This window comes from Bradyrhizobium sp. Unk1 (assembly GCF_059512345.1).
Genome location: NZ_JCAMOP010000001.1, coordinates 231,563 through 244,643, shown reverse-complemented (window position 1 = coordinate 244,643; position 13,081 = coordinate 231,563). Strand labels below are relative to the sequence as shown.

At 64.9% G+C, this 13,081-nt stretch carries 11 protein-coding genes; 10 read left to right on the top strand and 1 reads right to left on the bottom strand.

What is annotated here, in order from left to right:
* Nucleotides 1-2: 2 nt before the first annotated feature.
* Nucleotides 3-671: a flavin reductase family protein gene (locus tag AC5ZFO_RS01050; RefSeq protein WP_282518590.1), complete on the top strand. Its 669-nt coding sequence runs from the start codon at nucleotides 3-5 to the stop codon at nucleotides 669-671.
* Here AC5ZFO_RS01050 and AC5ZFO_RS01045 read toward each other — a convergent pair.
* Nucleotides 668-1,330: an aspartate/glutamate racemase family protein gene (locus AC5ZFO_RS01045; protein WP_282518589.1), complete on the bottom strand. Its 663-nt coding sequence runs from the start codon at nucleotides 1,328-1,330 to the stop codon at nucleotides 668-670. The genes AC5ZFO_RS01050 and AC5ZFO_RS01045 overlap by 4 nt on opposite strands.
* A gap of 56 nt (nucleotides 1,331-1,386) precedes the next feature.
* Between AC5ZFO_RS01045 and hydA the strand changes: the two genes are divergently transcribed.
* The 9 genes from hydA (at nucleotide 1,387) to AC5ZFO_RS01000 (ending at nucleotide 13,076) form a co-directional block, all read left to right on the top strand.
* A complete protein-coding gene (gene hydA, locus AC5ZFO_RS01040) occupies nucleotides 1,387-2,856 on the top strand; it encodes a dihydropyrimidinase (protein WP_282518588.1) in 1,470 nt (489 codons plus the stop codon).
* Nucleotides 2,857-2,872: 16 nt separating this feature from the next.
* Nucleotides 2,873-3,847 (top strand): NAD-dependent epimerase/dehydratase family protein, encoded by a 975-nt coding sequence (locus AC5ZFO_RS01035; protein ID WP_282518587.1) that lies wholly within the window; start codon nucleotides 2,873-2,875, stop codon nucleotides 3,845-3,847.
* A gap of 1 nt (nucleotide 3,848) precedes the next feature.
* Complete coding sequence (locus tag AC5ZFO_RS01030) at nucleotides 3,849-4,598, top strand: SDR family oxidoreductase (protein ID WP_282518586.1); 750 nt, start codon at nucleotides 3,849-3,851, stop codon at nucleotides 4,596-4,598.
* Nucleotides 4,595-6,031 (top strand): NAD(P)-binding domain-containing protein, encoded by a 1,437-nt coding sequence (locus AC5ZFO_RS01025; RefSeq protein ID WP_282518585.1) that lies wholly within the window; start codon nucleotides 4,595-4,597, stop codon nucleotides 6,029-6,031. Before AC5ZFO_RS01030 ends, AC5ZFO_RS01025 begins: the two co-directional genes overlap by 4 nt.
* Nucleotides 6,032-6,138: 107 nt before the next feature.
* The gene (locus AC5ZFO_RS01020; RefSeq protein WP_282518584.1) at nucleotides 6,139-7,758 is read left to right on the top strand and encodes an ABC transporter substrate-binding protein; all 1,620 of its coding nucleotides are present in this window, start codon (nucleotides 6,139-6,141) and stop codon (nucleotides 7,756-7,758) included.
* Between the two features lie 28 nt (nucleotides 7,759-7,786).
* Nucleotides 7,787-8,821 carry an ABC transporter permease gene (locus tag AC5ZFO_RS01015; protein WP_282518583.1) on the top strand — a complete coding sequence of 345 codons (1,035 nt, stop codon included), beginning with the start codon at nucleotides 7,787-7,789 and terminating at the stop codon, nucleotides 8,819-8,821.
* Nucleotides 8,818-9,666 carry an ABC transporter permease gene (locus AC5ZFO_RS01010; RefSeq protein ID WP_496121080.1) on the top strand — a complete coding sequence of 283 codons (849 nt, stop codon included), beginning with the start codon at nucleotides 8,818-8,820 and terminating at the stop codon, nucleotides 9,664-9,666. Before AC5ZFO_RS01015 ends, AC5ZFO_RS01010 begins: the two co-directional genes overlap by 4 nt.
* Nucleotides 9,663-11,333: a nickel ABC transporter ATP-binding protein NikE gene (nikE, locus tag AC5ZFO_RS01005; protein WP_496121078.1), complete on the top strand. Its 1,671-nt coding sequence runs from the start codon at nucleotides 9,663-9,665 to the stop codon at nucleotides 11,331-11,333. Before AC5ZFO_RS01010 ends, nikE begins: the two co-directional genes overlap by 4 nt.
* Before the next feature lie 141 nt (nucleotides 11,334-11,474).
* Nucleotides 11,475-13,076: an ABC transporter substrate-binding protein gene (locus AC5ZFO_RS01000; RefSeq protein ID WP_282518580.1), complete on the top strand. Its 1,602-nt coding sequence runs from the start codon at nucleotides 11,475-11,477 to the stop codon at nucleotides 13,074-13,076.
* Nucleotides 13,077-13,081 lie beyond the last annotated feature (5 nt).

Below are 13,081 nucleotides of genomic sequence, written 5' to 3'. Positions count from 1 at the left end.
CGATGGCAGGCAACAGCGCATCCGGCATTTCCTTGTGCGAGCTCGATCCGCGCGACCGCTACAAGCTGCTTTGCGGGGTGGTCGTGCCGCGGCCGATCGCGCTGGTGACGACGCTGGACGCGAACGGAGCGGTCAATGCCGCGCCGTTCAGCTTTTTCAACGTCTTCTCCGAAAGCCCCGCACTGATCGTGCTCGGGCTCCAACACAAGCCGGATCACAGCCCGAAGGACACCACCCGCAACATCCATCGCGACGGCGAGTTCGTAGTTCACATGGTGGATGAAGCGCTGTCTGCCGCGATGAATGATTGCGCGGTCGATTTTCCCTCCGGCGACAGCGAGGTCGCGGCGACCGGGCTCGCCACGCTTCCCTCGATCGATGTGAAAGTGCCGCGCTTGGCCGCGGCACCCTTTGCGCTGGAATGCCGGCGCCACGTGGTGCTGAATTTTTCGCCCGATCGCGAGCTATTGGTCGGCGAGGTGCTCAGGGTTCATGCTCGGGAGGGTCTCGTCGACGAGACCAACATGTATGTGGATCTCGACGCCTACCGGCCGATCGGCCGCATGTTCGGCAATCTCTATACGACGCAGCGGGATACGTTCGCGCTTGCGCGCGAGAGCCATTCGCAATGGCTCGCGCGCCAGGACGGCAAAGAGCTGAAGGACGCCTAGTGAGCCGAGAACTGCACCGTACCCAATGCCATGGTGACGGCCGCCTGCGTCGGATCGATCACGGGAATACCAAGCGCGTCTTCCAGCGGACGGCGATGGCGCGCCATGCCGGCGCAGCCCATCACGATGGCGCGGGCACCGTCCTCGTCGCGCAGCGCGCGGCCGATTTCGATCATCCTGGCCAGCGTTCCTTCGCCCGACGCGGTTTCGGCAACGCTCATGTTGAGCGGCCGCTCGCCGGCGAGGCGGTCGGTCAATCCCATCTGCCTGAGATAGCGCATGTGACGCGGGATCGAGCGCTGGGCAATGGCGATGACGCCGAAGGTTTCGGCGCGGGCCAGCGCCGTCAGCACGCCGCACTCGGCGATACCGAACACGGGCCGGTCGGTGCCCTCGCGGCAAACCTGAAGACCGGGATCGCTGTAGCAGGCGATGACGAAGGCGGCCGAGCTGTTGTCGCCCTCGACCAGTTTTCGCAGCGGCATGGCGACGTTGTCGACATCGGCCTGGCTCTCGATGCCGAACGGCCCCTCGGCCAGCGACTGGCAGACCACTTCAGGCCCACCCTCGAAACCGAGCGGCTTCAGGGCTTCCTCCAGCCCTTGCGTGACCGCGGGGTTGGAGTTCGGATTGATGACGAGAATGCGCGGCCGGGGCATGTTGGTCTTCCCTTGAAATGGCGATCATCTAGCTCAGGCATATCATGGAGTGCCTCATGACTGAACCCACCTACGACCTGATCATCCGCGGCGGCCGCGTCGCCACCACGACCGATGTGTTCGAGGCCGATGTCGCGATCTCCGGCGAGACCATCGCGGCGATCGGCCGCGGGCTTCCGGCGGCGAAACGCGAGATCGATGCGCGCGGCAAGCTGGTGCTGCCCGGCGGCGTCGACAGTCACGCCCATATCGAGCAGCTGTCCGCGGCCGGCATCATGAACGCCGACACCTTCGAGAGCGCGACCGTCTCTGCCGCTTTCGGCGGCACGACGACGGTGATCCCGTTCGCCGCGCAGCATGTCGGCATGAAGCTGCCGCAGGTGGTCGAGGACTATCACGCGCTCGCCAAGAAAGGCGCCGTGATCGACTACGCCTTTCACATGATCATCGCGGACGCGACCTGGGAGACGGTCGAGGAGCACATTCCGGCGCTGGTGAAGCAGGGCCATGGCTCGATCAAGATCTTCATGACCTATGACCGGCTCAAGGTCGACGACGAGCCGTTGCTCGACATCCTCTTGGCCGCACGCCAGTCCGGCGCGATGCTGTGCGCCCATGCCGAAAATCACGGCATCATCGCCTGGATGGTGAAGCGTCTGCTTGCGCGCGGCTACACGATGCCGAAATACCACGCCGTCAGCCACGCCCGCGTCTCGGAGGCGGAAGCCTTCACCCGGCTGATCGGTATGGCGGCGCTGATCGACCAGCCGATCATGATCTTCCATGTGTCCACGGCCGAAGGCGCCAAGGTCATCCGCGACTCGCGCGGGCAGGGGTTGAAGGTGTTCGCCGAGACCTGTCCGCAATATCTGTTCCTCACGGCAAACGATCTCGACAAGCCCGGCGTCGAGGGCGCCAAGTGGATGTGCAGCCCGCCGCCGCGCACGCATTCCGACCAGGAGGCGCTGTGGCAGGCGCTGTCGCTCGGCGATCTCCAGACCATCTCGTCGGATCATGCGCCGTATCGCTACGACGAGACGGGCAAGCTGCGCGCCGGCCCCAATCCGAACTTCAAGCAGGTAGCGAACGGACTGCCCGGGCTGGAACTGCGGCTGCCGCTGCTGTTCGATGCGATGGTGTCGAAGGGCCGGCTCGGCCTTGAAAAGTTCGTTGAGCTGACCGCGACGGCGCCGGCAAAGATCTACAATCTGCATCCGCGCAAGGGCTCGATCGCCGTCGGCGCCGATGCCGATATCGCGATCTGGGATCCCAATCGCGAGACGACGATCGCCGACGAGATGATGCATGATCTCGCCGGCTACACGCCGTTCGCAGGCCGCAAGCTGAAGGGCTGGCCGGTTAGCGTTCTCTCGCGCGGCCGGGTGATCATCGACGGCAACAAGTGCCTCGCGGACGCCGGCAGCGGAAAATTCCTGGCGCGCAGCGGCGGTGAGGCGGCAAAGCCGACGGGGCGGCTCGTCGCCGACATGGATCCCGAGCGGAATTTCGGGGCAAAACTGCTGTGATGGTGGATCGCGCGCGATGAAGATCGTCATCTTCGGCGGCACCGGCTTTGTCGGCCTCAATGTTGCGGAGGCGCTGCTCGCGCGCGGCCACGATGTGACGCTGTATGACCGCGCAGAGTTGCCGCCATCAGCGCGGCGAACTCTTGCGGATTACGGCGCACGGCTCAAGGCCGTGCAGGGCGATATCACGGACGCAGATGCCATCGACGCCCTCATCGCCTCGGGCTGCGATGCGATCGTGCTGGGTACTGCCATCACGGCGGGTGACGAGCTGGAGCGTGCGTCAACCGCGCGCGTCCTCGAGATCAACGTGATGGCGCAGATCCCGGTCCTGCTCTCCGCGATCCGTCATGGCGTGCGCCGCGTTGTCAATCTCTCATCGGCGTCGGCCTATGGCGCCGCTGGCGCGCGGGTCGAGGTTCTCGACGAGGAAACGCCTTGCGATCCGGTCTCGTTCTACGCCATCAGCAAGTTCACCTCGGAGCGATCGGTGGCGCGCCATGCCGAGCTCTTTGGCGGTGATTTCCTGAACGTGCGTCTGAGCGCCGTGTTCGGTCCATGGGAGCGGCCCGGCTCGGTACGCGACACGCCAAGTCTCCAGTACCAGATCCTGGCTGCATTCGCGCGCGGCGAGCCGGCGGTCATGCCTGAAGCAGGCATGAGGGACTGGATCTACGCGCCGGATGTGGCCGAAGCCGTCGCACTGCTCATCGAAGCGGAGCGGCCGCGCCATCGGCTCTACAACATCTCCCGCCGCGAGCTATGGCCAGCGCTGCAATGGGGCGAGGCCTTTGCGGCGCTGCATCCCGGCCTGCAATGCCGGCTTGCGGTGTCCGGCGAGCAGACGGCCATCAAGCTGCATGGATCCTATCGCGCGCCGCTGTCGGTGACGCGGATGGCGGATGAGTTCGGCTGGCGCGCGCAGTTCGGCTGCGCTGAATCCGCCGCCGCGATGAGCGCGTGGTTGTCCCATCACAAGGAGTGGATCTGAAATGCGGCTGCAGGGGCGCACGGCCATCATCACGGGAGCAGCTTCGGGCATCGGTCGTGCGAGTGCAAAACTGTTCGCGGAGGAGGGCGCGCGTCTGGCCCTGGTCGATCGCGATGCGGCCGGCCTTCAGGAGACGCTGAGCTTGGTCGATGAAGCGACAACGCATGTCGGCGACGTCGGCGACGCCGATTTCGCCGAAATCGTTGTGCACGATGTCGTGGCGCGACACGGCCGGCTCGACATCCTGATGACGGCCGCCGGCTTCTCCTGCGGCGGCACGGTGCTGACGACGAGCCCGGACGACTGGGACGCGGTGTTCCGCGCCAATGTCGGCGGCACCTGGTTGTGGGCGCGGGCGGCGGTGCCTCAGATGCAGCGGCAGAAGAGCGGCTCGATCATCACACTGGCATCGCAACTCGCCATTGCCGGCGGCAAGGGCAACAGCGCCTACATCGCCGCCAAGGGCGCGATCGTCAGCTTGACCCGGACGATGGCGGTGGATTTCGCAACCGACGGCATCCGCGTCAACGCGATTGCGCCCGGCGCGATCGACACGCCGATGCTGCGCCGCAGCTTTGCCCGTCACGCCAATTCGGACGAGGTGCGCGAAGCCTCCCGCAACCGTCATGCCATGAAGCGGTTCGGCCAGGCGGAGGAGATCGCACAGAGCGCGCTGCATCTCGCCAGCGACGCATCTTCTTTCACGACCGGCACCGTGATGGTGGTTGACGGAGGCTGGCTCGCGGCATGAGCGACGCGCTGACAGAGCTCGAAGCTGATATTCGCGCCGATCTAGCCAGGATCGCGCATCCCGGCGCGGCATGGCTCGAACCGAAGACCGGACCGGACGGCAAGCCTGCGCTGGATGTTCTTATCGTCGGTGCCGGCCAGTCCGGGATCGCGATCGGCTTCGGCCTGATGCGCTCGCGCGTCAGCAACATCCTGTTGCTCGACAAGGCCGAGGAGGGGAAGGAGGGCCCGTGGCTCACCTATGCCCGCATGCCGACGCTGCGCAGTCCAAAGGATTACACCGGTCCGGACCTTGATATTCCGAGCCTGACCTATCAGTCCTGGCACGAGGCCCGTTTTGGACGAGAGAGCTGGCAGACACTCGACCTGATCCAGCGTGGCCATTGGGCGGACTATCTGCTGTGGCTGCGACGCACGATCCGCTTGCCTGTGCGCAATAGCTGCGAGCTTCTGGAGATTGCGCCAGCGGCCGACGGCCTGCTCGTCGCGCGCGTGAAGCGTGCAGACGCGATTGAGACGCTGTACGCCCGCAAGATCGTGCTGGCGACGGGGCAGGAGGGTATGGGCGACTGGATGATTCCGGAGCCGCTGCGCGATCTGCCGGCCGGCTCAGTCGCAACCGTTGTCGGCGATATCGACTTCGAAAGCCTGCGCGGCAAGCGCGTGGCCGTGATCGGCGCCGGCGCCTCCGCCTTTGACAATGCGGCAACAGCGCTGGAGGCGGGCGCAGCCGAAGTGCATCTGCTGTGCCGCCGTGCGCAGATCCAGGTGATCCAGCCCTATCGCTGGCTGACCTTTCGCGGCTTCCTGCGCCATCTCAGCGATCTCGACGATGCCTGGCGCTGGCGCTTCATGCGCAAGATCCTTGAGATGCGCGAAGGCTTTCCGCAGCCGACCTTTGACCGCTGTGCGCGTCATACCAATTTCACATTGCACGAGGGCGCGCCTATCGAGAGCGTCAGACAGATCGAAATCGGTCTTGAATTGCAGACGCCGCGTGGCACGATACCTGCGGATTTCGTCATTTGCGGCACCGGCATCGACATGAACTTTGCCGGCCGCGGCGAGCTGCGCCGCTTTGCCGGCAATATCGCGACCTGGGCCGATCGCTACCAGCCGCCTTCGAGCGAGCGCAACGCACGGCTCGGTCGCTTTCCCTATCTGGCCGACGATTACGCCTTCACCGAGCGCGTGCCGGGCGAGACGCCGTGGATCTCCGACATCCATCTTTTCGCCATCGCCTCCACCATGAGCTTCGGTCCGTCGGGATCGTCGATCAACGCGATGACGACAGCCGTTCCCAAGCTGATCGACGGCCTGACGCGCGGCCTATTTCGCGCCGATGTTGAACGTCACTGGGCTTCGCTCAGCGCCTATGACGTGCCGCAGGCCGTGGTTGCGCGGCCCGCGCGAAAAATGGAGGAGCAGCGATGATCATCCATGCACCGCCGCGACGAAGCGCCTCTGCGGGATTGGCGCGCAACTTGCTTCCTTCTTGACCTGCCTTGCTGGCGTTCTTGCCGAAATTTTGGGGAAAACGAATGCGTTTTGTGTCTTTCAGGCCCGCGGCCTCAGTCCTCGCCACCACTGCGCTGTTGCTCATTGCCACCGCGCCTTCGCAGGCACAGACGAGAGCGGAGACGTTGCGCTATGTCACGGGCTCTGCCGTCAACACGCTCGATCCCAACATTCCCGGATCGACGCGCGAATCCTTCGCGTTGAGCATGAGCACATACGATCGGCTGGTAGCGTTCGGCCGCAAGCAGCTCAACGGCAAATGGGTGTTCGATCTCGACACGATTACCGGCGAGCTCGCCGAATCCTACGACGTCAGCCCCGATGGACTGAAGCTGACCTTCCGCCTGCGCAAGGACGCCAAGTTCCAGGACGGCTCGCCTGTCACGGCCGAGGACGTGAAATGGTCGCTCGATCGCTGCGTCACCGCGCCGATCCTCGGCAAGGCGCAGCTGCTGACGGGATCGTTGACCTCGGCCGACCAGTTCAAGGTGATCGATCCCCTCACCATCGAGGTGACGCTGCCGAAACCCGACAAGCTCGCGCTGCCCAATCTCGCGACTGTCTATCCCATGATCATCAACTCGAAGGTCGCGAAAGAGCACGCGACGGCGGATGATCCCTGGGCGACCGCGTGGCTGAAGGAGCACACAGCCGGCAGTGGCGCCTATGTGGTCGAGACCTTCAAGCCGGGCGAGCAGGTCATCATCAAGCGAGATGAGGCCTGGAATCGAGGCACGGCCAACAAGCCCGCGTTCTTCAAGCGTGTGATCATTCAGTCGGTGCCGGAGCCGGCCACCCGCGCCAATCTCGTCGAGCGCGGCGATGCCGACCTCGTCGTCGATCTCCAGGCCAGCGACGTGCAGTCGCTCGAGGCCAAGGGCAAGCTCAAGGTGGTCTCGACCCCGCAGTACAATGCGATCACCTATGTCTCGATGAACAACCAGATGCCGCCCTTCGACAACGTCAATGTCCGCCGCGCCATCGCTTACGCGTTGCCCTATGACGACATGTTCAAGGCCGCTCTGTTCGGCCGCGGTGCGCCGCTGTTCGGCGCGACCTGGCCGGACGGCAAGCCGCTGAACGGCATCTATCCGTTCCAGCAGCCGGTGAAGCTCGACCTCGACAAGGCCAGGGAATATCTCAAGGCGGCCGGGCTCCCCGAGGGTTTCTCGACCACCTTCAGCTTCAACGTCGGCCAGTCCTCGACCGCAGAGCCGATGGCGGCGCTGGTGAAGGAATCGCTCGGCAAGATCGGGATCAAGGTCGACATCCAGAAGCTGCCGGATGCGCAGATGTCGACGCAGATCAACGAGAAGAAGCTTCCCTTCTACACCGAGGGCATCGTAGCCTGGCTGCCGTCGACCGATTACTTCTACCGCAACTTCTACACCGGCAATCAGCGCTGGAATTACAGCTCGATCAACAACCCGGATCTTGCCGCAATCGCGCAGGAGGCGCGCTTCGAGCCGGACAAGGCCAAGTATGAGGAAGCCGGCCGCAAGCTCAACGCGATGCATGCCGATCTGATGCCGCAGATCATGCTGTGGCAGCCGAACCAGGATGCGGTGATGGCGTCGTCGGTCGAAGGCTACACTTACGAGTTCCACCGCCAGGTCGACTATCGCGACGTCAGCCGCAAGTGATGGCGGACAACGAGAGGAGCTCTCAGAGGTGACGACCGGTCTTGGTGCAACCATGGTGCGGGCGGGCAGGCGGCTTCTGTCGTCGCTGCCGGCGCTGTTCGGGGTGCTGGTGTTCACCTTTCTCCTGATGCGCGTGCTGCCCGGCGACCCCGCGGTGTTCTTCGCCTCGGGCCCCAATGCCGGCAAGGAGGAGATCGAGCAGATCCGCAAGCAGATGGGGCTCGACAGGTCGGTGCCGGAGCAGCTCGTATTCTATCTCTCCGACATCGGCCACGGCAATCTCGGCCGCTCCATGATGACGGGGCAGCCGGTGCTGAAGGACCTGCGCGAGCGGCTGCCGGCCTCGCTGGAGCTCACCTTCACGGCGCTCCTGATCGCGCTGATCGCGGCTGTGCCGCTCGGCGTAGTCGCGGCCCTGAAGCCCGGCTCGATCGTCGATCACGGTGTGCGGCTGTTCTGCGCGCTTGGCGTCTGCGTGCCGACCTTCGTCTCGGGCCTGCTGCTGATTTACGTCTTCTACTACCTGCTCGGGCTGGCGCCTGATCCGACCGGGCGGGTCGACGTCTTCACTTCGCTGCCGCCGCAGCGCACCGGCTTCCTGTCGATCGATTTCCTGCTTGCGGGTGATATCGAGGGCTGGTGGGCCGCCTGCAAGCAGCTGATCCTGCCGGCGGTGAGCATGGCCCTGTTCGTGATCGCGCCGCTGGCGCGGATCACGCGCGCCTCGATGCTGGTCTCGCTCGGCAGCGATTTCGTGCGCACCGCGCGCTCGGTCGGATTGTCCTGGCGCAAGGTGGTCGTCACTTATGCGTTGAGGAACGCGATCCTGCCCGTCATCACCATCGCCGGCATCGTGTTCTCGACCATGCTGGGCGCCAATGTCCTGGTGGAGAAGGTGTTCTCCTGGCCGGGCGTCGCTTCCTACGCGCTTGATGCGCTCCTATCCTCCGACTATGCGCCGGTGCAGGGTTTCGTGCTGCTGATGGCCAGCCTGTTCGTGCTGGTGAATCTCGTGGTCGACATCTGCTACGGCATCGCCGATCCCAGGGTGTCGATCGCATGACCAGCGCAACTCTCCGTCATTCGGTCTGGATCCTGCGCGGCAATCCGCTCACCGGCGTCGCCGCGGCCGGCGTTGCGCTGTTCGTCCTGATTGCGATCTTCGGGCCGTGGATCGTGCCCTATGATCCCGTGGTTTCGAATGTCTCGGAGGCTCTTTTGCCGCCGAGCGCGGCGCATCTCGCCGGCACCGACCAGCTCGGACGCGACGTCTTCAGCCGCCTCATCGTCGCAACGCGGCTCGATCTTGCCATTGCGGTCTCTGCGGTCGGCATCTCCTTCGTGATCGGCGCCGTCGTCGGCGCGTTCTGCGGCTATGCCGGCGGCAAGCTCGATCGCGGCGTCGGCCGCTTCGTCGATGTGATGATGGCCTTTCCGCTGTTCGTGCTGGCGATGGCGATGGTTGCCGCCCTGGGCAACCGGATCGAGAACATCGTGATCGCGACCGCGATCATCAATCTTCCTTTCTACATCCGCTTCGCGCGCGCCGAGGTGAACGTCCGCCGCAATGTCGGCTGGGTGGAGGCCGCGCGCGCCTGCGGCGAGAGCCATTTCTCGGTGGTGCTGCGCTTCCTGCTGCCGAATATCCTGCCGGCGATGGCGGTGCAGATCTCGCTCAATCTCGGCTGGGCCATTCTCAATGCGGCCGGCCTGTCCTTCATCGGTCTCGGCGTTAAGCCGCCGACGCCGGAATGGGGCATCATGGTCGCGGAGGGCGCGCGCTTCATCTCGACCGGGCGATGGTGGCTGGTGGCCTTTCCGGGCCTTGCGCTGATGATGGCCGTGCTGTGCTTCAATCTCCTCGGCGACGGGATGCGGGACATTCTCGATCCGCGGATGCGCACATGAGCGAGGAGCTGCTAGGAATCAACGACCTCCACGTTTCGTTCTCGACGCGGCGCGGCATGGTCGAGGCCGTGCGCGGCGTGACGCTCTCGGTCGAGAAGGGCGAGATGCTCGGCCTCGTCGGCGAGAGCGGCTCGGGCAAGTCGGTCACCGGCTTTGCGACGACGCGGCTGCTCGATGCGGCCGGGCGCGTCACCGGCGGCAAGATCCTGTTTCGCGGGCAGGACGTCACAAAACTCAGGGGCGATGACCTCCGTCAGCTCCAGGGCGCCGCGATGTCCATGATCTTCCAGAATCCGCGGGCGGCGCTCAACCCGATCCGCGCGATCGGCCTGCAGATCGCGGATGCGATCCTCACGCATAAGAAGATATCGAAGGACGCTGCGCGCGCCGAGACGCTGGAGCTGTTGCGCGCGGTCCAGATCCGCGACCCCGAGACGCGGATGAACGCCTATCCGCACGAGCTGTCCGGCGGCATGTGCCAGCGCGTGATGATCGCGATCGCGATCTCGTGCAATCCTGCGCTGCTGATCGCCGACGAGCCGACCACCGGCCTCGACGTCACCACCCAGAAGGTGGTGATGGATCTGCTCGCAGATATTGCCGCCGCGCGTGGCATGGCGACGATCCTGATCACGCACGATCTCGGTCTCGCCGCGCGCTATTGCCGCCGCATCGCCGTGATGGAGCGCGGACGCATCGTCGAGGAAGCGAGCCCCAAAAAGCTCTTCAGCGCACCGCAGCACGCCTATACCCGCCGCCTCGTTGCGGCATCGCCGACCGCGACGTCGCGGATCGAGGACCTCGTGACGGAGGAGGAGCGGGAGCGGCACGCGACGATCGTCAGCAAGCCAAGGCAACAGCTCCCGCACGGGACGCCGCCGCTCCTCGAGGTGCGGAAGCTCGCCAAGCGTTTTGACCAGGGCTCCGCGGCGGTCGCGGATTTCTCGATGACGATGGCCGGCGGCGAGAGCGTCGGGCTCGTTGGCGAGTCCGGCTCCGGCAAGAGCACGACGTCGCGGATGATCTGCCGTCTGATCGACCCGAGCGAAGGCGATATCGTGTTCGACGGGCAGTCGATCGGCCATGTCGCCTCGCGCGACTTCCATCGCTCGCCGCTGCGCAAAGACATCCAGATGGTCTTCCAGGACCCGAACGAGAGCCTCAACCCGCGCTTCACGGCGTTCGACTGCATCGCCCATCCCCTGATGCGGCTCGACGGCATGCGTGCGGCCGATGCGCTGCGCAAGCGTGTGGAAGAGTGTGCGGAGCGGGTGGGCTTGCCGCTCGATCTGCTGCCGCGCTTTCCGCACCAGCTCTCCGGCGGCCAGAAGGCCCGCGTCGGCATTGCCCGCGCCATCGCCTGCCGGCCGCGGCTCCTGGTGCTGGACGAGCCGACCGCCGCGCTCGACGTTTCGGTGCAGGCGGTGGTGCTGCAACTGCTCGACCGTTTGCGCCGCGAGAACGACATCGCGCTGCTGTTCGTCAGCCACGATCTCAATGTCGTGCGCATGCTCTGCGACCGCACCATCGTGCTGCGCAACGGCGGCATCGTGGAGCAGGGGGAGAGCCGGGCGCTGTTCGATAATCCCAAGACCGACTACACGCGCAAGCTGGTCGAAGCGATCCCTCATATCGAGACCGGACCGGCGCTGGCGGCCGCGCTTTGATGCTTGGACCGGTCGAAATCCCGATGAGATCGCGCTGGCGAAGGCCCGGTTAGTGGCATACCATTTGCACGCCAACGGGTTCTGGTTTCACCTGCCTTTGGCCAACGATGGCCGGCATCACGGCACTACTGGGAGGATTTCATGGATCGCAGGACCGTATTGAAGGGACTGGCCGGCGCGGGCGGTCTGGCGTTGACCGGCCTCTCGGCCCCGGCGATCGCACAAGGCGCCTCTGCGCGCACCCTGCGCTTCGTGCCGCAAGCCAACCTCGCCAATTTCGATCCGATCTGGGGCACGCAATATGTCGTGCGCAACGCGGCGGCGCTGGTCTGGGACACGCTCTACGGCGTCGATGCCAAGCTCCAGCCGCAGCGTCAGATGGTCGAATCCGAGGAGACCACCGACGACGGCAAGACCTGGACCTTCAAGCTGCGCCCGGGTCTCAAGTTCCATGACGGCGAGCCCGTGCTGAGCAAGGACGTCGTCGCGAGCCTGTCGCGCTGGGCCGCGCGCGACCCAATGGGCCTGATGATCCTCGCTATCCAACAGGAATTGACAGCGGTCGACGACCGCACCTTCAAATGGGTGTTGAAGCAGCCTTTCCCGAAAATGCTGTACGCGCTGGCCAAGAACAACGCGCCGTGCTCCTTCATCATGCCCGAGCGCATCGCGAAGACCGATCCGTTCAAGCAGATCACCGAATATGTCGGCTCGGGTCCGATGAAGTTCGCCAAGAGCGAATGGGTGCCCGGCGCCAAGTCGGTGTTCGAGAAGTTCACCGATTACGTGCCGCGACAGGAGAAGGCGTCGTGGCTTGCCGGCGGCAAGAACATCCTGGTCGATCGCGTCGAGTGGCTGGTGATGCCGGATCCGGCCACCGCTGCGGCCGCCTTGCAGAACGGTGAGGTCGACTGGTGGGAGAACCCGATCTCCGATCTCGTGCCCGTGCTGAAGAAGAACAAGAACATCAGCGTCGATATCGGCGATCCCCTCGGCAATATCGGCTCCTTCCGCATGAACCATCTGCACCCACCCTTCAACAATGTGAAGGCGAGGCGCGCGGTGCTGATGGCGTTGAGCCAGGAAGACTATATGCGTGCGCTGGTCGGCGACGACGATACGTTGTGGAAACCGCTGCCCGGCTTTTTTACGCCGGACACGCCGCTCTACACCGAGTTGGGCGGCGAGATCCTGAAAGGAAAGCGCGATTTCGATGCGGCCAAGAAGCTGCTCGCCGAGAGCGGCTATTCCGGCCAGCCGGTCACATGCGTGGTCGCGCAGGACCAGTCGATCACGAAGGCGCAGGGCGACGTCACCGCGGATCTGCTCAAGAAGCTCGGCATGAATGTCGATTTCGTCGCGACCGATTGGGGCACGGTGGGCGCGCGCCGCGCGATGAAGACACCGCCGGGGCAGGGCGGCTGGAACATGTTCCACAGCTGGCACGCCGGCGCCGATTGCATCAATCCGGCCGCCTACACCGCCATCCGCGCCAATGGCGACAAGGCCTGGTTCGGCTGGCCCAACAGCCCGAACACCGAGAAGGAGATCACGGCCTGGTTCGACGCCAAGAATCTCGAGGAAGAGAAGGCCGCGATCGGGCAGGTCAACAAGGCGGCGCTCGAGGATGTCGTCTACGCGCCGACCGGCTTCTTCCTGACCTACACGGCATGGCGCAAGAACGTCTCCGGCATCACCAAGGGGCCGCTGCCGTTCTTCTGGGACGTGTCGAAATCCGCATGATGGTA